Source organism: Xanthomonas campestris pv. badrii, assembly GCF_012848175.1.
GTDB lineage: Bacteria > Pseudomonadota > Gammaproteobacteria > Xanthomonadales > Xanthomonadaceae > Xanthomonas > Xanthomonas campestris_C.
Map to the genome: position 1 here is coordinate 4,772,084 of NZ_CP051651.1, position 21,389 is coordinate 4,793,472.

10 protein-coding genes and 1 CRISPR repeat array are annotated in these 21,389 nt (G+C 61.9%); of the genes, 5 read left to right on the forward strand and 5 right to left on the reverse strand.

Annotated features, from left to right (window positions below; genetic code table 11):
- Positions 1–140: 140 nt before the first annotated feature.
- Entirely contained in the window at positions 141–716 is a 576-nt protein-coding gene (locus HG421_RS20225) for a DUF2059 domain-containing protein (RefSeq protein ID WP_169707904.1), read from the reverse strand.
- A gap of 54 nt (positions 717–770) precedes the next feature.
- Here HG421_RS20225 and arfB point away from each other — a divergent pair, with 54 nt between their 5' ends.
- The 5 genes from arfB to dcp all read left to right on the forward strand — a co-directional run bounded on the left by arfB (position 771) and on the right by dcp (position 5,612).
- Entirely contained in the window at positions 771–1,202 is a 432-nt protein-coding gene (gene arfB, locus HG421_RS20230) for an alternative ribosome rescue aminoacyl-tRNA hydrolase ArfB (protein ID WP_169707905.1), read from the forward strand.
- Positions 1,203–1,204: 2 nt separating this feature from the next.
- Entirely contained in the window at positions 1,205–1,834 is a 630-nt protein-coding gene (locus HG421_RS20235) for a lysophosphatidylcholine acyltransferase (RefSeq protein WP_169707906.1), read from the forward strand.
- A gap of 72 nt (positions 1,835–1,906) precedes the next feature.
- The gene (locus tag HG421_RS20240; RefSeq protein WP_169707907.1) at positions 1,907–2,185 is read left to right on the forward strand and encodes a hypothetical protein; all 279 of its coding nucleotides are present in this window, start codon (positions 1,907–1,909) and stop codon (positions 2,183–2,185) included.
- A 74-nt stretch (positions 2,186–2,259) separates the two neighbouring features.
- The gene (locus HG421_RS20245) at positions 2,260–3,270 is read left to right on the forward strand and encodes an isoaspartyl peptidase/L-asparaginase family protein (protein WP_169707908.1); all 1,011 of its coding nucleotides are present in this window, start codon (positions 2,260–2,262) and stop codon (positions 3,268–3,270) included.
- A gap of 161 nt (positions 3,271–3,431) precedes the next feature.
- On the forward strand, positions 3,432–5,612 hold the full coding sequence (gene dcp / locus HG421_RS20250) for a peptidyl-dipeptidase Dcp (RefSeq protein ID WP_169707909.1): 2,181 nt from the start codon (positions 3,432–3,434) through the stop codon (positions 5,610–5,612).
- Positions 5,613–6,000: 388 nt separating this feature from the next.
- A CRISPR array of direct repeats spans positions 6,001–17,252; the repeat unit is 28 nt; unit sequence TTTCTGAGCTGCCTACGCGGCAGTGAAC.
- Positions 17,253–17,381: 129 nt separating this feature from the next.
- On the opposite strand, the gene cas6f is transcribed toward dcp, so the two are convergent.
- The 4 genes from cas6f to csy1 are packed head-to-tail and all read right to left on the reverse strand — an operon-like array spanning position 17,382 to position 21,388.
- Positions 17,382–17,948 (reverse strand): type I-F CRISPR-associated endoribonuclease Cas6/Csy4, encoded by a 567-nt coding sequence (cas6f, locus tag HG421_RS20255; RefSeq protein ID WP_169707910.1) that lies wholly within the window; start codon positions 17,946–17,948, stop codon positions 17,382–17,384.
- A gap of 4 nt (positions 17,949–17,952) precedes the next feature.
- Positions 17,953–18,990, reverse strand: a complete 1,038-nt coding sequence (gene csy3 / locus HG421_RS20260) for a type I-F CRISPR-associated protein Csy3 (protein ID WP_169707911.1) — start codon at positions 18,988–18,990, stop codon at positions 17,953–17,955.
- Positions 18,991–19,016: 26 nt separating this feature from the next.
- Entirely contained in the window at positions 19,017–20,030 is a 1,014-nt protein-coding gene (csy2, locus tag HG421_RS20265) for a type I-F CRISPR-associated protein Csy2 (RefSeq protein WP_169707912.1), read from the reverse strand.
- Positions 20,027–21,388 carry a type I-F CRISPR-associated protein Csy1 gene (csy1, locus tag HG421_RS20270; RefSeq protein ID WP_169707913.1) on the reverse strand — a complete coding sequence of 454 codons (1,362 nt, stop codon included), beginning with the start codon at positions 21,386–21,388 and terminating at the stop codon, positions 20,027–20,029. The genes csy2 and csy1 overlap by 4 nt, the downstream gene beginning before the upstream one ends.
- Position 21,389 lies beyond the last annotated feature (1 nt).

Consider the following 21,389-nt stretch of genomic DNA (forward strand, 5'->3'; position numbering starts at 1 on the left):
AGAAGGACACACCGTGCTCTTCCGTCACCAAAAAGGTAAAGCACCGCCGTCACCAACAACGCAGTCCACTCCCACACCCGACCCCGTCGCAGCGATCACGCGGTTCCCACTCCCCAATCTCGATTCTCCAATCCCGCCCCTCAGGGCTTCTGCGCCGGGGCAGGCGTATTGACGATCTTCTCCAGATCCTTCTGCAGGTCGGCAAACAACGGCAGCATCTTCTGCTGGATGGCGCCCATCAGGTTCTGGGTCAGGGCGGGGGTCTTGTCCAGCAGGCTCTGGCCGGCCGAGCTCTCGTAGAACTCGGCCATGGCCAGCACATCCTCGCGCGAGAACGAGCGCTTGTAGATGTCCACGTACATCGGGCGCAGCTCCGACCACGACAGCGCCTTGCGCACGGTCTGGCGGGTGCGCTCCTGGATGCGCTGCAGCTGCGCCTGCTGATCGGCGTCGAGCTTGCGCTGCGCGGTGAGCTGGGCGAACTGCTGCTGCTGCATCGCTTCGATCTGCGGCAGCATGGTGTCCAGCATGGTCTGCGCGCGCGAGGCGGCCAGCAGGCGGTTGACGTCGGCATCGGTCGGTGCCTGCGCCAGCGCGGTGGGGGCGGCCATGGCCAGCAGGGCCAGCAGTACCAGGCGGCGGGCAAGCACGCCGGCGGCGGCAAGCGATTCGGGTGTCATTGGAGCATCCTGCAATGGGGGAACCGGCCGCAGCATACGGGAAGCCGGCGTTAGCGCGCATGCGTGCCGCTGCCGATACAATCGGCGCGTATGGCCAGCGACCCGATCCAGATCACCCCCAGCCTGACGATTCCGCCCAGCGAACTCGTCGAACGCTTCGTGCGCGCCAGCGGCGCCGGCGGGCAGAACGTCAACAAGGTGTCCACTGCGGTGGAGCTGCGCTTCGACGTGGCCGGATCGCCATCGCTGCCCGAGCCGTTGCGCGCGCGGTTGCTGTCGCGGCGCGACCGCCGCATGACCGCCGAGGGCGTGCTGGTGATCGACGCGCAGCGCTTCCGCACCCAGGACCGCAACCGCGACGATGCGCGCGCGCGGCTGGCCGAGATCATCAGTGCGTGCCTGTCGGTGCCCAAGCGCCGGGTCGCCACCAAACCGAGTCATGGTGCCAAGCTGCGGCGGCTGGATGCCAAGCGTGAGCGCAGCCATATCAAGCGTGGACGCTCTGCGTCCCACTGGGAGTAAGCGTGAGTCAACCCGACCCGTCGTTGCCACCGGTAACGCAGGCCAACATCCTGCTGCAGCCATCCCCGCCCAGAATGCCGCGCGCGCACGGCCGCTTCGGCCGCTGGCTGGGGCGCACGGCGCTGCGTCTGACCGGTTGGCGCCTGCTCGGGCGGCTGCCCGACGAGCCCAAGCTGGTGATGATCGTGGCGCCGCATTCCTCCAACTGGGACGGCTTTTTGGGCTTTGCCGCCAAGTTCGCGCTGGGCTTCGAAGTGCGCGTGCTGGGCAAGGCGCAGCTGTTCTGGTGGCCGCTGGGCCCGCTGCTGCGCAAGCTCGGCGGCATCCCGCTGGATCGCAGCTCGCCGCAGGGCACCATCGGCCAGGCGGTGCGGCTGATCCGCAATTCCGAGCAGATGTGGTACGTGATCACTCCCGAAGGCACGCGCAAGCGGGTGGAGCAGTGGAAGGCCGGCTTCTGGAAGATCGCCTCCGATGCCAAGGTGCCGATCCTGCCGGTGTATTTCGACTATCCCAGCAAGACGGTGGGCATCGGCGAGCCGTTCTGGACCGGAACCGACATGGCTGCCGACATCGCCGCCATCCGCAACTGGTACCGGCCATGGCGCGGCAAGCACCGCGATACGTTGTAGAGGCATTTGGAAGGTGCGTATGCGCCTCCCAGCAGCTGACCGGCGTCACCCAACGCGCGAGAAAACGCACGCATGCAACTCACCAACTTCTTCGTCATGGACTTCAACGGCGACGTGATCGAGGCCGATGCCACCGGCCACCACGTGGCGTTCTGCTGCTTCAACTGCTTTCATCCCTTCATCGCCAATGCACTGGAAGGCCAGCGCGGAAGCGATGAGGAGCATCTTGCATTCTGTAAAGGTTGCAACACCGGCTACTTCCTGGACGTTCGCCCGGCCACGGAGAAGCTCTACGTCCATAATGCAGACAACATTGGCACTTCATTCGACCTGAGCGCGCTCGATCCATGAGCTGAAGACGCGTTCGCGCCTGCCCTATCGTCCGGCAGCGCCGGTCCACTGAAGAGTTGCAGTGAGGAAACATCATGATCGCTTCGTCCACCCGCGCGTTATTGCTGTCCTTGCTGCTGTGTACCGGCCCGGCGCTGTCGGCCACGCCGATGCTGGTGATCCACGGCGGTGCGGGCGTGGAGAAATCCAGCCTTTCGCCCGACGAACAAGCCCAGGCACGTGAAGCGATGCAACGCGCGCTGCGTGCCGGGCATGCGGTGTTGAACCGCGGCGGCAGCGCGGTGGAGGCGGTGGCGGCCACCATCACCGTGCTGGAGGACGCGCCGCAGTTCAATGCGGGGCGTGGTGCGGTGTTCACCCACGACGGCAAGAACGCGCTGGACGCGGCCATCATGGATGGCGCCAGCGGCAAGGCCGGGGCGATTGCCGGCGTGCATACGGTCAAGAACCCGATCCAGCTGGCACGCCGCGTCATGGATCGCTCCAGGCACGTGATGCTGGTCGGCGACGGCGCCGAGCAATTCGCGCGCGAGCAGGGGGTCACCGTGGTGGACCCGAGCTACTTCCGCACCGACAAGCGCTGGCAGCAACTGCAGAAGGCGCTCAAGGCCGAAGCCGGCGACCGCCAGGCCCAGGCCGCGCTGGACCTGGAAACCGCCAGGCATTTCGGCACCGTGGGCGCGCTGGCGCTGGACCGCGACGGCCATCTGGCCGCTGGCACCTCCACCGGCGGCATGACCAACAAGCGCTACGGCCGCGTGGGCGATGCGCCCATCATCGGCGCCGGCACCTATGCCAATGCGCAGTGCGCCGTCTCCGGCACCGGCTGGGGCGAGTTCTACATCCGCGCGGTGGCAGCCTACGACATCTGCGCACGCATGAAATACGCCGGGCAGTCGTTGCAGCAGGCTGCCGAGACGGTGATCGACCAGGAGATTCCCACCGCCGGCGGCGATGGCGGCGCCATTGCGCTGGACGCGCAGGGCAACGTGGCGTTTCCGTTCAATACCGAAGGCATGTACCGCGGCTGGATCGGTGCGGACGGCGCCCCGCATGTGGCCATCTTCAAGGACGAGACGCTGTAAGGACGCCTGCGTGGGCATTGCCTTCTCCCGTACGCGGGAGAAGGTGCCCGAAGGGCGGATGAGGGCGCCGTTCAGCGGCCCCAGCCAACGGCACATGCCACCGCCGCGCAAACCCGCTAGCGTTGCCGGCTGCCGTACCAACCACTCAGGAATCACACGCCATGTCGCGTACCGTCGTTCTGGCCGCTGCCATCACCCTGGCGCTGGCCGCATGTTCTGGAAAAGAGCCGTCCGGTAAGGAGTCCACCCCCGTGTCCGAGAAGACCGCCACCCCCGCCGCCGATGCTGCGCCGAACCCGCTGCTGACTGCCAGCACGCTGCCGTTCCAGGCGCCGCCGTTCGACAAGATCAAGGACGCCGATTACCTGCCGGCCTTCGAGGAGGGCATGCGCCAGCACCTGGCCGACATGCGCAAGATTGCCGACAACAGTGAGCCGCCCACCTTCGACAACACCATCGAGGCAATGGAGCGCAGCGGCGAAACGCTTACGCGCGTCTCGCGCATCTTCTTCGGGCTGGTCCAGGCCGACACCAGCGACGCACGCCAGAAGATCCAGGAAGAGATCGCGCCCAAGCTGGCCGCGCACCAGGATGAGATCAATCTCGATCCCAAGCTGTTCGCACGCGTCAAGACCCTCTACGACCAGCGCGACACGTTGAACCTGGAGCCGGAACAGAAGCGCCTGCTCGAGCGCGATTACGAAAAACTGGTACGCGCCGGTGCGCAGCTGTCCGATGCCGACAAGGACAGCCTGCGCAAGCTCAATATCGAAGAAACCACGCTGTCCACCCAGTTCCATACCCGCCTGGTCGCCGCCTCGGCCGCCGCTGCGGTGGTGGTGGACGACAAAGCCAGGCTCGATGGCCTGAGCGAAGGCGATATCGCCGCCGCCGCCGATGCCGCCAAGGCGCGCAAGCTCGACGGCAAGTATCTGCTCACCCTGCAAAACACCACCCAGCAGCCGGTACTTGCCTCGTTGAAGGACCGCCAGCTGCGCGCCGACGTGCTCAAGGCCTCGGAAACGCGTGCGGAAAAGGGCGATGCCAACGACACCCGCCAGACCATCCAGCGCCTGGCCCAGCTGCGCGCGCAAAAAGCCAAGTTGCTGGGCTTCGACAACTACGCCGCCTACAGCCTGGGCGACCAGATGGCCAAGACCCCGGGCGCGGCGCTCAAGCTGCTGACCGACACCGTGCCGGCCGCCACCGCCAAGGCGCGCCGCGAAGTGGCCGAAATGCAGAAGGTGATCGATGCGCAGAGTGCTGATGCAAAGACCGGAGATTTCAAACTGGCCGCGTCCGATTGGGACTTCTACGCCGAGCAGGTGCGCAAGGCCAAGTACGACCTGGACGAATCGCAGATCAAGCCGTACTTCGAGCTGGACAACGTGCTGCAGAACGGCGTGTTTTATGCGGCCACGCAGTTGTATGGCATCACCTTCAAGCAGCGCACCGATATCCCGACCTACCACGCCGACATGAAGGTGTATGAAGTCTTCGATGCCGATGGCACCTCGATGGCGCTGTTCTACACCGACTACTTCAAGCGCGACAGCAAGTCCGGCGGTGCCTGGATGGACGTGTTCGTCGAACAGGACGGCCTCACCGGCGCCAAGCCGGTGGTCTACAACGTGTGCAACTTCACCAAGCCCGCTGCCGGCCAGCCGGCGTTGCTGAGTTTCGACGATGTCACCACGCTGTTCCACGAGTTCGGCCACGCGCTGCATGGCATGTTCTCCAAGGTGAAATACCCATCGATCGCCGGCACCAGCACCTCGCGCGATTTTGTGGAATTCCCCTCGCAGTTCAACGAGCACTGGGCCTCCGATCCCAAGGTCTTCGCCAACTACGCCAAGCACTACCAGACCGGCGCACCGATGCCGGCCGAGCTGGTGGAAAAGATCAAGAAGGCCAAGACCTTCAACAGCGGCTACGCCACCACCGAATACCTGTCGGCCGCGTTGCTGGATCTGGCCTGGCACACCCAGCCGGCCGATGCGCCGCTGCAGGATGTAAGCAAGTACGAAGCCGATGCGCTCAAGCGCTTCAAGGTAGACCTGGCCGAAGTGCCGCCGCGTTACCGCAGCACCTATTTCGACCACATCTGGGGCGGCGGCTACTCGGCCGGTTACTACGCGTACTTCTGGTCGGAAGTGCTCGATGACGATGCGTTCGAATGGTTCAAGGAAAACGGCGGCCTGACCCGCAAGAACGGCGACACCTTCCGCGCCAAGATCCTCTCGCGCGGCAACACGGTCGACCTGGCCACGCTGTACCGCGATTTCCGCGGCAAGGATCCCAGCGTCAAGGCGCTGCTGGAAAACCGTGGGTTGACCGAGTGATCTTCCAGAAGCAATAGCCGAGCAGTCACGACGGGGTAGCCAATCGGCTATCCCGTTTTGCTGATGGAGTCGATTATGGATTCGCCTGCATCGCTAGCTTCGCTATCTGCACAGCTGCGCTCTTTATGTCTGCTGGTCAATATCCTGATTTGCCTTTCTGCATGGTCTACACCGCTTAACTACGTCAATCCGCAACGCCTACCAATTCGGCTCTCAAGCTATCTGCACGAAGTGAAATACGATGCATCGAGCAATGCCTGCGGGGCAGATTTCTGGTCTGCCTGCACGGCAGTAAGTCTGTCCCACCCGCGCCCGCTGCTGTACCGGTTTTCTAAGCTGCCTATACGACAGTAGACCTGGTCGGTCAGGTCGGCGGCTACGCGGTGATTTTTTGAGCTGCCTGCGCGGCAGTGAACGCCTGGGCCGCCCACTCTCAACCGTGGTTGTGTTTCTGAGCTGCCTACGGGGCAGTGAACGCAGATCCTGGGCGAAACCGATGTCCTTGTACTTTTCTGAGCTGCCTACGCGGCAGTGAACGAACCCGGCGTGCATCTGCTGCTCGGCATCAATTTCTGAGCTGCCTACGCGGCAGTGAACTTCGCACTCACGCCCGGTCGCGCATTGCGCGTTTTCTGAGCTGCCTACGCGGCAGTGAACGTGCTCCACGTTGGCGGGTGGCGAAACGCCATTTTCTGAGCTGCCTACGCGGCAGTGAACTGCGCCACCGATTCCAGACCCTCGGCCAGCTCTTTCTGAGCTGCCTACGCGGCAGTGAACAGGGTGTCCGCAAGCAATTTGCGCTTCTTCAGTTTCTGAGCTGCCTACGCGGCAGTGAACGAAGTTCCAACTGGTGCCGGCGATGCGGATGTTTTTCTGAGCTGCCTACGCGGCAGTGAACGCCAACGTGCGATACCTCGGCTCTGGCCGGGTTTTCTGAGCTGCCTACGCGGCAGTGAACAGGATTGTATCTGCGGCCGGCACCGCGCCGTATTTCTGAGCTGCCTACGCGGCAGTGAACCTGATGAACCGCTCGATCACGATGGTGCAACATTTCTGAGCTGCCTACGCGGCAGTGAACGCGCTGCATGTCCTCGGGCGTCGGCTCGGTCTTTTCTGAGCTGCCTACGCGGCAGTGAACAGAAAGCCATGGCTGCGCGCGCTGCGCGGGTATTTCTGAGCTGCCTACGCGGCAGTGAACTGGTGGCCGATGCTACGATGACCGACGCAGACTTTCTGAGCTGCCTACGCGGCAGTGAACATGCGACTTGCCAACGTGATCCACTACTAGAATTTCTGAGCTGCCTACGCGGCAGTGAACATCGGATTCCAGCTCGGTCTTGCGCTGGATCATTTCTGAGCTGGCTACGCGGCAGTGAACAGGTCGAAGCGGATGATGGCGAACTGGTACATTTTCTGAGCTGCCTACGCGGCAGTGAACCATAACCGCCTGAGCGCTCTCGTTCGCCCGCTTTTCTGAGCTGCCTACGCGGCAGTGAACAGGCGCACGACCCAGATGCCCGGTACGGGCCTTTTCTGAGCTGCCTACGCGGCAGTGAACCTGGCGGGCGTGATAGCGGGTACACCGTCGTCTTTCTGAGCTGCCTACGCGGCAGTGAACTCATGCTTCCGCGATTGGGCGGCCGAGACGCATTTCTGAGCTGCCTACGCGGCAGTGAACCGACATCGCGAACGGAGGCAGCTTGCGGTCCATTTCTGAGCTGCCTACGCGGCAGTGAACTGGATTATCAATAAGCACCAGCGCATTCTGGTTTTCTGAGCTGCCTACGCGGCAGTGAACCTCGGCGAGCGCGAAGTCGCTGCATCCCCCTCTTTCTGAGCTGCCTACGCGGCAGTGAACCGTGGGGCGCGCCGGCCCCGGCGCCCGCGATTTTTCTGAGCTGCCTACGCGGCAGTGAACTTTCCATTGCAAACCACGGAATGCCACGTACTTTTCTGAGCTGCCTACGCGGCAGTGAACATCGCGCCACTCTGGCCCCGGCGGCAACTGGTTTTCTGAGCTGCCTACGCGGCAGTGAACAAGGTGATTGGTTATCGCTACTTCGTGGGCAATTTCTGAGCTGCCTACGCGGCAGTGAACTGCGCGCCGCACGGAACCGATTGTCCCCTTTTTTTCTGAGCTGCCTACGCGGCAGTGAACAGTGCCAGTGCAGCTGCTCCCGTTCCTGGCTTTTTCTGAGCTGCCTACGCGGCAGTGAACTACCGGCTCACGGCCAAGATCGTCGCAAGCCTTTTCTGAGCTGCCTACGCGGCAGTGAACGTGTCTCTGTTCGGCTTCGAAGGCCGCCGGCTTTTCTGAGCTGCCTACGCGGCAGTGAACACGGGTCCTTCCCGATGGGGTGCGGCGTGCGGTTTCTGAGCTGCCTACGCGGCAGTGAACTGGAATCACGATTGGGACGATCAGCGCGGCGTTTTCTGAGCTGCCTACGCGGCAGTGAACACGGGTCCTTCCCGATGGGGTGCGGCGTGCGGTTTCTGAGCTGCCTACGCGGCAGTGAACACGCGGGGCCAAGATGGCCGCTCACCCCGCGTTTTCTGAGCTGCCTACGCGGCAGTGAACACGCGCAGAATTCGTGCGCGCGGCAAGAAAAATTTCTGAGCTGCCTACGCGGCAGTGAACTCCATGATTGGAGCGAGCTCAGCCTGATCGTATTTCTGAGCTGCCTACGCGGCAGTGAACGTGTCTCTGTTCGGCTTCGAAGGCCGCCGGCTTTTCTGAGCTGCCTACGCGGCAGTGAACTCGATCAAGGCCCCTCGCGGGGTGCGCAGCGTTTTCTGAGCTGCCTACGCGGCAGTGAACACGCGGGGCCAAGATGGCCGCTCACCCCGCGTTTTCTGAGCTGCCTACGCGGCAGTGAACGGTTTCGCGCCGCGCAGGCTGTCGGGGAGTTGTTTCTGAGCTGCCTACGCGGCAGTGAACATGCGGAATTTCACAGCATCCGCACGTTTCGCTTTCTGAGCTGCCTACGCGGCAGTGAACGTTTTCGTCCGCAGTGGCGTCGATATTCTCGCTTTCTGAGCTGCCTACGCGGCAGTGAACTCGCCAGCGGCCTGCCCTTGCCATCCACCATCTTTCTGAGCTGCCTACGCGGCAGTGAACAGAATTTTGCCGCTATCATCCTGGACCACGCTTTTCTGAGCTGCCTACGCGGCAGTGAACTCAACCGGCAGTTTCGCTGCACCGACGCGCCGTTTCTGAGCTGCCTACGCGGCAGTGAACAATCTAATCCACGACGGAAGCGACGAGGTACTTTTCTGAGCTGCCTACGCGGCAGTGAACATCCTTGACCTTGCCAAGCCACTTCCAACACTTTTCTGAGCTGCCTACGCGGCAGTGAACGGTCTTCCCGGCCGCGGTCCGCGCCTTGGACTTTTCTGAGCTGCCTACGCGGCAGTGAACACGCTGCCGTTGAGCGAGATTCCGCCCATCAATTTCTGAGCTGCCTACGCGGCAGTGAACGCGAACCGTGTTGTTGGGACCGGCCACCAGCTTTTCTGAGCTGCCTACGCGGCAGTGAACGTGATCGACTACATCGAAGAGCAGGCCAAGCCTTTCTGAGCTGCCTACGCGGCAGTGAACATCATGTGGGCGCGTGCCGCCGAGGTGTTCGATTTCTGAGCTGCCTACGCGGCAGTGAACGGCACATGCACCAGGATCGACATTGAAACCGCTTTCTGAGCTGCCTACGCGGCAGTGAACGGTGTCGTCTCGCTTGCCGCCGGCAATGTGGTTTTCTGAGCTGCCTACGCGGCAGTGAACAGTGGTCAGCCTCCCGCGCCAGCACGATCATGTTTCTGAGCTGCCTACGCGGCAGTGAACACGCGCAGAATTCGTGCGCGCGGCAAGAAAAATTTCTGAGCTGCCTACGCGGCAGTGAACTCCATGATTGGAGCGAGCTCAGCCTGATCGTATTTCTGAGCTGCCTACGCGGCAGTGAACCTTGGCGTAGTAAGCACCAGAGACTGCGGTCATTTCTGAGCTGCCTACGCGGCAGTGAACTCGTACAGAAGTGCGATGAAGCGTTCGGCCTTTTTCTGAGCTGCCTACGCGGCAGTGAACTTTAGGAATTCATGGCCACAGGCTCGCCAAAATTTCTGAGCTGCCTACGCGGCAGTGAACGGCAAATGTCATCGGCGGAACCAACGCGGTCATTTCTGAGCTGCCTACGCGGCAGTGAACACCTTTAGGAACGAGTATTGCGCGACCTCGCGTTTCTGAGCTGCCTACGCGGCAGTGAACAAGCACAGTGCCGCCAGCCGGCGTTACCAGGCTTTCTGAGCTGCCTACGCGGCAGTGAACATCATGCGGTGGTCTACGCCTCGGCGTCCGATTTTCCGAGCTGCCTACGCGGCAGTGAACGACGGATCGAAAGCGACAGTCTCATTGCCGCATTTCTGAGCTGCCTACGCGGCAGTGAACGGCCGGCCAGTTGAAGGCCTCTGGCTGCGGCATTTCTGAGCTGCCTACGCGGCAGTGAACACCCTTTAGCGTCGGCGTGCTGATTTCTATCATTTCTGAGCTGCCTACGCGGCAGTGAACTGCGTGCGCAGCCAACGCGCCATTTTTCCGTATTTCTGAGCTGCCTACGCGGCAGTGAACCGGGCGGCTCATGCCGTGCGCGGGCGCCTGGTTTTCTGAGCTGCCTACGCGGCAGTGAACGGCTTTGCCCGCGTTCGCCCACCGACCGCCCTTTTCTGAGCTGCCTACGCGGCAGTGAACGACCAGGCGCGCAAGGCCGCCGGCGTGGACAATTTCTGAGCTGCCTACGCGGCAGTGAACTCCTTCAGCTGTATAGAGCGGACGCAGTTCGCTTTCTGAGCTGCCTACGCGGCAGTGAACGGTTTTAACTGCCTTTGGACCTGACCCCTCGTTTTCTGAGCTGCCTACGCGGCAGTGAACCAACACGTAATTGTAAAAATATTCTCAGTTAATTTCTGAGCTGCCTACGCGGCAGTGAACTCGCGGATCTGGGACTTCTCGCGGCGCGACAGTTTCTGAGCTGCCTACGCGGCAGTGAACCCTTTGCCATCTGACGGCACTGCGGCGCGATATTTCTGAGCTGCCTACGCGGCAGTGAACAGATGCGCACAATGCCTGCGGTTTCTCACACGTTTCTGAGCTGCCTACGCGGCAGTGAACTTGGATGCGCAGCGAATCGGCGCTTCCCCACCTTTCTGAGCTGCCTACGCGGCAGTGAACGGTCCCGCGCCAATCCAGGGAGCCACGCCTGATTTCTGAGCTGCCTACGCGGCAGTGAACGTCTGGGTGATCATGCCCGGCCGGCCGATGTATTTCTGAGCTGCCTACGCGGCAGTGAACCCGATGCCGGATCACATCTGGGCGTACTTCCTTTTCTGAGCTGCCTACGCGGCAGTGAACCGCGATGCGGCATGGGCGTGGATGGCGGCTGTTTTCTGAGCTGCCTACGCGGCAGTGAACGCGACCGGTGATCCACATTCCCCCTTGCACCTTTTCTGAGCTGCCTACGCGGCAGTGAACCTCGCGCGGATGGCTGGCGGCAAGACTGGCCCTTTCTGAGCTGCCTACGCGGCAGTGAACGGCACGAACAGTGTCCAACCGTTTCCGGAATGTTTCTGAGCTGCCTACGCGGCAGTGAACTTGGAGGCAGAGTGAGGGTAGGCGACTAGCATTTTCTGAGCTGCCTACGCGGCAGTGAACCAAGACGCACGTGCTGGTGGGCGTCAATGTCTTTTCTGAGCTGCCTACGCGGCAGTGAACGCAACCCCAACAAGAGATGGCAATGACCACGTTTTCTGAGCTGCCTACGCGGCAGTGAACGTCGAAGGTTTCGGTGGCGAAATCATCCACTTTTTCTGAGCTGCCTACGCGGCAGTGAACCAGCGAAGAACCCATCACGGCAGGCAGCCCTGTTTCTGAGCTGCCTACGCGGCAGTGAACGCACGAACAGTGCCCAAACGTTTCCGGAATGTTTTCTGAGCTGCCTACGCGGCAGTGAACGATTCGAATTTTGATTGGGTCACGTATTCGCTTTTCTGAGCTGCCTACGCGGCAGTGAACCAGTGGGTGGCGCTTCGGGCTCGATTGCTGCCTTTCTGAGCTGCCTACGCGGCAGTGAACAGGATTGATCGACTGAACTGACAGGGAGTTTTTTTCTGAGCTGCCTACGCGGCAGTGAACGACGTGCTGTGGCGCCGTGTGCGCGACACCACTTTCTGAGCTGCCTACGCGGCAGTGAACAAACGACGAGGTTGCTCATGTAGGCCTCAGGATTTCTGAGCTGCCTACGCGGCAGTGAACCAACCTACAGCTGCCGGACGCGAGGCCAAGATTTTCTGAGCTGCCTACGCGGCAGTGAACCTTGTTCTTGAGGTGGCAGTGGATTGGGTGGTTTTCTGAGCTGCCTACGCGGCAGTGAACTCGAATCGAGCTAATATGCGTATCAACAGCACTTTCTGAGCTGCCTACGCGGCAGTGAACCCGGCCGGCAGCGGCGAAGGATGGTGCGTGATTTTCTGAGCTGCCTACGCGGCAGTGAACATGCACGCAAGACGATCGGCGACATGCTTAGCTTTCTGAGCTGCCTACGCGGCAGTGAACTAAGCCCCTGCACATCCGGAAGTATTTGGATTTTTCTGAGCTGCCTACGCGGCAGTGAACTGCGTGAGCGACCGACTTGTCACTGACGACCATTTCTGAGCTGCCTACGCGGCAGTGAACTCGCCACCCACCCCCAGCCGGCAGCGGCGGGATTTCTGAGCTGCCTACGCGGCAGTGAACGGTGGTATCGGCCTTTTCCAGCATGTTTGCACTTTCTGAGCTGCCTACGCGGCAGTGAACGATGATGCCGGCACAGGTTCGTGAGCGCTCAATTTCTGAGCTGCCTACGCGGCAGTGAACCTTTACGTTTGGGATTGTGTGGTTTCGATAATTTTCTGAGCTGCCTACGCGGCAGTGAACGGTCAGGCCCTTGCCGCGCGCCCAGTTCCAAATTTCTGAGCTGCCTACGCGGCAGTGAACTTCTCACCCTTGCCAGTCTCCAACCACTGCAATTTCTGAGCTGCCTACGCGGCAGTGAACGGCGCTCATCACGCCGCCCTCTTCCGCTTCTTTTTCTGAGCTGCCTACGCGGCAGTGAACAACGATCATTCGTCAGAACGGTTTTCGCCTGTTTTCTGAGCTGCCTACGCGGCAGTGAACGTAAGTCCACAACGATTTCGCGTCCTCCCACTTTTCTGAGCTGCCTACGCGGCAGTGAACCAGTCTCCCGCGGTTCTGCACGCCCTGCTGTTTTTCTGAGCTGCCTACGCGGCAGTGAACCCATTCGAAGCTGCAATGACCGCTATCATGAATTTCTGAGCTGCCTACGCGGCAGTGAACGGGGGCCATGATCCAGGAACGCGAATGCATGTTTTCTGAGCTGCCTACGCGGCAGTGAACACGGATTTCGTTCTGGATCGTGTGTTCAAACTTTTCTGAGCTGCCTACGCGGCAGTGAACGGAACAACTGACCGCGACTTCGCGCTCATGATTTTCTGAGCTGCCTACGCGGCAGTGAACCGCGTCACCGACGGATGGACCGAGGTGTCGGATTTCTGAGCTGCCTACGCGGCAGTGAACAACCGGCTGAGCAAGGACGACTGGCGGCACATTTTCTGAGCTGCCTACGCGGCAGTGAACGTAGTAGTGAACCACGCCCGACTTCTGCTTGCGTTTCTGAGCTGCCTACGCGGCAGTGAACTGTGCAGCGGCTTGATCGCCTCGAACGGCGCGTTTCTGAGCTGCCTACGCGGCAGTGAACTGCGATATCTCCCCAAACCCCCGGAGGCGGCCTTTCTGAGCTGCCTACGCGGCAGTGAACCAGGAAGCCGCTCAGTGGGCGCTGGAGCGCGATTTCTGAGCTGCCTACGCGGCAGTGAACAAGGCGCGGAACTTGTTCGGCAGCGCCAGGAATTTCTGAGCTGCCTACGCGGCAGTGAACGATGAACGACGCGCTGTGGCAGACATCGTTGATTTCTGAGCTGCCTACGCGGCAGTGAACAGAAATCGGCGGGGCGCAGGCGGTGGGGCCGTTTTCTGAGCTGCCTACGCGGCAGTGAACGAAATCCCCGGCCCGCCGTGGTACTCGGCGCTTTTCTGAGCTGCCTACGCGGCAGTGAACATGACGCACACGCCCTCAATTCGTTCGATGTGTTTCTGAGCTGCCTACGCGGCAGTGAACCGGACGCGGGGCCGTTGGCCGCTCACCCGCGTTTTCTGAGCTGCCTACGCGGCAGTGAACAAGGCGCGCCGCTCCAGATCGCGCTGGATGTTTTTCTGAGCTGCCTACGCGGCAGTGAACGTGATTCGTGCGCCGTTGCGTCCGAAGTCGTCTTTCTGAGCTGCCTACGCGGCAGTGAACCTCACTTCGTTCATCCCGCCCACGGCCTCGGTTTTCTGAGCTGCCTACGCGGCAGTGAACTCGTATGCCCAGACAATGCGGGCTTCCTCAGCTTTCTGAGCTGCCTACGCGGCAGTGAACCTGGCATTGCTGGTGTGCGTGTTCTTGCCGCTTTTCTGAGCTGCCTACGCGGCAGTGAACGCGGAGCGTCCCGGCATGACCAGCGCGGAGCTTTTCTGAGCTGCCTACGCGGCAGTGAACACATCACCATCCGCATTAGACTTTTTCGACAGTTTCTGAGCTGCCTACGCGGCAGTGAACTTCAGTGCGCCCGCTTGGCATTCGGGTTCGTTTTTCTGAGCTGCCTACGCGGCAGTGAACTCCAGATATACCTGGACGATATCGACGCCGTTTTTCTGAGCTGCCTACGCGGCAGTGAACTGCGGCCCAGGTGATTCGACAGGCTGCCTGCATTTCTGAGCTGCCTACGCGGCAGTGAACTCGACCGAGGCGTCGGACAGCGTGGGCAGGATTTTCTGAGCTGCCTACGCGGCAGTGAACCTGCAATGGCGCGCGGTGCTGGCGGCCAGCTTTTTCTGAGCTGCCTACGCGGCAGTGAACCAGGCCATGGCCAAGGGCAACTTGATCCAACTTTTCTGAGCTGCCTCCGCGGCAGTGAACGGCGTCTGTGGTCCCGATTGAGGGACTGAAAATTTCTGAGCTGCCTACGCGGCAGTGAACGGGGTGACCCAGACAATGCGGGCTTCCTCAGCTTTCTGAGCTGCCTACGCGGCAGTGAACGGTGGTCAGCGGCGACATGTTGCTGATCTGCATTTCTGAGCTGCCTACGCGGCAGTGAACGCGGCAATCGCCGCCCTCGCAACCCACCAGTCTTTCTGAGCTGCCTACGCGGCAGTGAACGTCTAAGAGCGACCCCTTACATTTTTTCCGGTTTTCTGAGCTGCCTACGCGGCAGTGAACGCGCACATAACGCGAGATTCCACGCAGTGGCCTTTCTGAGCTGCCTACGCGGCAGTGAACCTGGTGATGGCTGGTCTGACGCTTTGGGCGATTTTCTGAGCTGCCTACGCGGCAGTGAACCTCGCCATCGACAGTGATGGTGACCATGTGTTTTTCTGAGCTGCCTACGCGGCAGTGAACTTTTTGTGCCGCCGACCTGGTGCCGGCATCGATTTCTGAGCTGCCTACGCGGCAGTGAACCTGTCGCGTGTGGCATTGGGGGCAAGCGCCGATTTCTGAGCTGCCTACGCGGCAGTGAACAGCACCCCGGCACTGGCCAGGGCGGCGAGCGTTTTCTGAGCTGCCTACGCGGCAGTGAACGCAGTACCAAGCATTCACGGGAATTTTGGAATTTTCTGAGCTGCCTACGCGGCAGTGAACCTCCCGCCCGATCCAATCTGGCCATACCCGTTTTTCTGAGCTGCCTACGCGGCAGTGAACCGAAAGCCGGGGGTTTTGCTTTTGCGGGGTATTTTCTGAGCTGCCTACGCGGCAGTGAACCATGTCTCTGAGGTTATCTGCCTGCGTGCCAATTTCTGAGCTGCCTACGCGGCAGTGAACAGGCAGCAGCTCGGCCAAGCTCTCGTCTTTGTTTTCTGAGCTGCCTACGCGGCAGTGAACGAGGCCGGTGTAGAAGCGGGTGCGCGCACCCATTTCTGAGCTGCCTACGCGGCAGTGAACGCGCTGGAATTGGCCCGGGGCGACCAAGCAGTTTTCTGAGCTGCCTACGCGGCAGTGAACCCAATACTGCGCCTTGTAGATGGCGATCGCCTTTTCTGAGCTGCCTACGCGGCAGTGAACAGGGCCATGCGGGCGCGCCACCGCGCGATGGGTTTCTGAGCTGCCTACGCGGCAGTGAACGGCCGTCAGCTCAAAGCCGTCCGGCACCTCACTTTCTGAGCTGCCTACGCGGCAGTGAACAGGCCTACGTCGAACGTGTCCTCGCCCATGAGTTTCTGAGCTGCCTACGCGGCAGTGAACCCTGCAGACGTTGCCAACACCATCCTCAAGATTTTCTGAGCTGCCTACGCGGCAGTGAACATGGCCATGCCGTAGAGGAACAGGATCAAGATTTTCTGAGCTGCCTACGCGGCAGTGAACCAAGCCCGATCAACTCGCAGATTTCGCAGCATTTTCTGAGCTGCCTACGCGGCAGTGAACCGAGATGCGCCGCGCAACTATGGCGGCGGACTTTTCTGAGCTGCCTACGCGGCAGTGAACTTGAAGTCCGTGACCAGAGCGCGCTTCTCGTTTTTCTGAGCTGCCTACGCGGCAGTGAACGGCCGGCCTTACGCGGCGCAGGGCCGAGGAAATTTCTGAGCTGCCTACGCGGCAGTGAACCCGCAGAATTTCCGCAAGTACACTGCACGCGATTTCTGAGCTGCCTACGCGGCAGTGAACAAGTTCGGCATCGAGGGCGTAGACGCGTTCAATTTCTGAGCTGCCTACGCGGCAGTGAACAAGCCACGACATTGCGACCACCGGCCTGCTCTTTTCTGAGCTGCCTACGCGGCAGTGAACCGCGTCACCGACAGATGGACCGAGGCGTCGGATTTCTGAGCTGCCTACGCGGCAGTGAACCCAGCGACGGCGCTGAACCTGGTGCGCGGCATTTTCTGAGCTGCCTACGCGGCAGTGAACGTTCTGAAATGCACTACTACCAGCGCCACCTTTTTCTGAGCTGCCTACGCGGCAGTGAACGTGATAGCTGCGCGCTTGGCCTTGCGCAGCTTTTTCTGAGCTGCCTACGCGGCAGTGAACCTCCTATGCCGATCGCCGGCTTGCGTTTATGCTTTCTGAGCTGCCTACGCGGCAGTGAACTGATGGATGCGCAGCAGGGCCGTTTCGCGGCATTTCTGAGCTGCCTACGCGGCAGTGAACTTGCGCATGCCGGCGCGCTCTGCAGCCATCCATTTCTGAGCTGCCTACGCGGCAGTGAACCCGGTCAACGCACTGCCGGCCGGCTACGCGATCTTTCTGAGCTGCCTACGCGGCAGTGAACTGCCATGTTGCCCTCCTGGGCGATGATGATGTTTTCTGAGCTGCCTACGCGGCAGTGAACTGCGCATTTACGCGGCGAGCAAACGCGCCAGTTTTCTGAGCTGCCTACGCGGCAGTGAACCCCTTAGGCGATCAACGATATAATCAGTGTCATTTCTGAGCTGCCTACGCGGCAGTGAACGGCAGCTCGCCGCCAGCCATCACATGCTCCCTTTTCTGAGCTGCCTACGCGGCAGTGAACAAGACAAAAAGTCACTCAACCCGTTGAAGTTACAGGAAAAGCGCGTCTCAAAAAGAACGGGCCCCTTTTTTCAGGAGGCCCGCCAAGTCGTTGATTTTAAGGAAAAGCGTGGTGCTCTTGGAAAAAGGGTCAGAACCAGGGGATGGTGGCGTCCTGGCTCAGGCCGTAGCTGTTGAAGCTGCCCGGTAGTGCGGTAGACGACAGTGGACCCTGCCGGATGAAGAGTGGGAACGACGGTTGCCCCGTGCTGCGGCTGCCCAGGACCACGAAGGGCAGTTGCAGCTGTTCGGCGGCCGAATCCGGGATGCGCTGTAGCGCCGCTTCCGCATCCAGTCCGTGACGCCGCATCGCCCGGCGGCGCAGGCGCGACGGGCTGCTTTTGGCCTGTACCCGAGTCACTTGTCGATGCTGTGCGTCAGCGGGCACCGCGTTGATGTCCGATACTGCCAGATGATCGTTCATGCCTTGCAACCAAGGCAGGGCCATCACTGTATCTAACGAAGCACGCAATCCATGCAAGCGCACGTGGGTACCCAGGGTGGGCTTGCGCAAATCGTAGCGGGGGAAGCTGACGCCGATGTCCTGCCGCCCATGCTGCGCGAGCATCCGGTGCAGCCGGACATACAGGCCGCTGAGCAGTTGATGCGGCGCAAGCTCCGGGTCGGGGCGAAGTTGGATATCCACATAGTGGTCCATGGCGTCAGCCCGCGTCGCCGAAGACGCCGCCCCGGATCAGCGTAGCGATCACGAAGTGCTGTTGGTCCTGTTCCGGCAGCTTGTCCTTGATCACCCAGCCGTCGAGCAGATTGTAGAAATCCAGCTTGGCCTTGGGCTGCCGGTAGGCCTTGCCTTGCGTGGTGACCGAGCCATACGGTTCGACCGCAATCGGGCCATTCTCCTCCGCCTCCGGGTACCAGGTGTCGATGGTGCGCAACGCGTTGCCGATCTTCTGCGAATGGATGGCGGCCACCGCGTTGTCGCCCTCGCCGACGTGGTAAAGGGTCTTGCTCTTCTTGCTGCTGCCCTTGTCCAGGATCAGCTCCTGGGAAGGGAACACCTCCTGGCCCGCGCCCACGCGGACGAAGGCGGTGACCTGCAACAGCACGTGCGTGGTGCCCGCCAGAGCGGAGGCGATCAGGGTGGACAATGCGGCCAGATCCGCGGTTTCGGCCGCTGGCGCCTGCAGGCTGCGCAAGGAGTGTGCGTGTGCCTGGAACGTCCACTGCGCGGCGGGCGTCCCGTTCTTCAGGTGCGCTACCTGCACTTCCACCTGTTCTGCGCCGATGCGATTACGCCAGAGGAAGCGTCCATTGGCGAGATTGGCCGCATAGCGCTGCGCGAGGGCGTCGAAGCCGTGTTGTTGCACGTAGCCGGCAACCGTGGCGGCAAGTTTCTTGCGGTAGTCGGCATCGTTGCAGGCCGAGGGCATGCCGGTGCCACCGAGCACGCGCAAGGTGAATTGTACCTTCAGCGTGTCGGCCTCCAGCGGCAAGGCGGCCACGTCCACGGTCTGAAGGTTGGGGTTCTCGATCGCCGCATCGAGCTTGGCCGGATCCTGGTCCTTGGTCTTGAGCCGGTTGGAGATAGTGCCGCGCACGGATTTCTCGCGCAGCTTGACGGGTTGCCAATCAGCGGATGCTGCGCGCGCGGCCCAACTGCCGGAAAACAACAATGCGTCGGACGGGTCGAGTTTGCGCTCGAAGGCGAGAACAGAGGCGGTCTTGAGTTCGGTTGCCATGTTGGAATTCCTTGTCGTGAGGTTGGTCAGTCGAGAGCGAAATTGAAATCTTCGTGCGGTTCGGACACGGTTATTGCAGTGGCAAAGTCATTGCGGCAACGGTATAGCCCCCGGTCCGGAGAGTTGCTCGCGTACCAGAGCAGCTGTTGCGGGGTATCCAGGCGGTGCGGACTGATCCACTGGCCGAGCGAATACAGGCTTTCGACGAAACGGAACGGTGTGCTGGCGTCGCGCGCGTTGGCCACGCTGCCGGCCGCGTGCACATCGCCCAGCGCGCCGTAGCCCACCGGAATCGGTACGATCCAGCCGCGTCCGCTGCGGTCGTTGTTCCATGCGCCGTCGTCTTTCGGGTGCTCGCCTGCGTGGTGGCGCCAATTGATGCGCGACAGCGATAGCCAGGCATCGAGCCGGGTGGCGGCGGGGTCGATGGCCTGCAGTTCGGCGGCACGGGTGTCGAGCAGGTCGCCGCGCTCCACCAGCGCGAAACCGGGCAGCAGCCGCATGCGCGTCTTGCGGAATTGCGCGGTACGGTCGTCTTCGGTGCCGGTCAGGTTCAGCGTCCATGGCTGGTAGCGGTGCCGCGATGGCTGCGCCGGTGGCCGTACGCTACCGCCGGCGATGCGCATGCCGGAGAGCAATTCGGCCACCGTGGCCGTGTCGCCCTGGGGAGCATGCGGGTCGTCCATCCAGCGCTTGCTTCGCACGCCAAGCAACAGGCTCAATTCCAAATGGATACGGCCTTCCTCGACGATGGCAGCGGTCTTGCCGTCCTTGCCGACCGGGTTGCGCGTCAGATGGAATGCCTTGACGAAGCCGCCCTGCGTCACGTGTTCCTGATGGTCGTGGCAAACGGCGCCAATCGCGCAGAACTCCAGATCCAGCCCGGCGGCATGGGTCTTGCGTTGCAGCGCCCACATCGCCCCCAGCAGCGCTGTCATCGATGGAAAGCCATGCGTCAGCGGGCTGGAAACGGCGTTGGCGTTGTGCACCTGCAGGCGGGGCAACACCAGCAGATGACTGAAAGCAGGACAGGCGTTCATGGGTGACTCCCCGCATGCGCGCGCCGTTGCAGCGGCACAGGCCATGCCGCGTCGACGATCGCCTGCCGGGCCCAGTGGCGGTGTTCGCTGTCGCCCACGCTGGTCAGCCCGGCTGCGTGCAGCTGCGCATTGACCCAATTGGCGAAGTGATCGGCGACCGCGTCCGGCCAGTCGCCGAAGCTGTATGCAGCGTTGAAGGCTTCATCGTCCTGGGTCCATTCGGGGTGTTGTGGATCGATACGAACGGGCAGTTCGGCTCGCTCCGGGTCCAGCCATAGCCGTTCGTACAGCGGAAGCTGGCAGTCAGCATCGCGGGTCCAGCCGGGTGGGAAGCGGGCGTGGGTTTCGGCGGCGAACAGTGCCAGCTGCGCGCCAAGTTCCTGCTCGATCCGTTCACGGGTATCGCGCGTCTGCTGGTTGGACGGCGGTTCGGTCAGCAGGAAATCGGAGAGCTGCTTCACCATGGCGCGAACGCCGTTGAAATAGCCGAGCCGGTCGATGGCCGAACCGATCTTCAGCAGGTTGCGTGGCCGATCCTGCGTCCAGGTCGGTGGTAGCGACGCCAGCAGATAGTTCACGCCGCCACGCTCGCTGTTGAGCTGGGAAATGTTCTGCGGCTTGGTGCCGCCGAGCTTGCGTGCCACCAGATTGCGGTAATCGCGGTAGCTGCCGGCATGCGGCTCCCTGGCGCGCCATGCTTGGCGCGCCAGCTTGTTCGTCTCGCCGAAGCGGGCATCCTGGATGTCCGCGTGCACCGCATGCGCCAGTGTGCTGGAGAACATCGGTTGCAGCAGGTGGTACTGCGTCTCGTCGGTCGGCTGGTCGCCGAGTAGCCAATAGACCTGCTTGGCCTGCGCGTGCGAGACCGGTTGCGGATCGCTGCGCACCAGCGTGCCGAATGCCTGCATCCAGCCGTCGGCGACCTCGGCGTCGGCATGCAGGGCGGCGCGCAGGTCGCTGTCGCCGGCCAGCATCCAGTCCAGCAGCCGTCGTCCCTCGACCTCGATCTTGAGGAACTTGAACACATCCAGCGCGGCGGCATTGCCGACCACGTCCTGCGCATAGTCATCGCCCAGGAGGTGGCTGCCGATCTCGGCATGCCGCGGCAGGTCGCCGGGCGGTACGTGCAGGCTGCTGCCGCGCGCATCGGGATGGGTGGCCTTGAGCACATGGGTGACGGCCTGGATCTGGCCCACCCGGCGCGCGGCGTCGGCCAGCCAGGTCCCGTAGTCGTATTTCGACGCCGTTCCGGTGGTGTCTTCGCCTTCGTCGTCCTTCAGCTTGGCCTGCCGTCGTGCTTCGATGAAGTCGGAGATGGCTGCGTGGAAAATTTCTGCTCTTTCGGTCAGTTCTGCCATC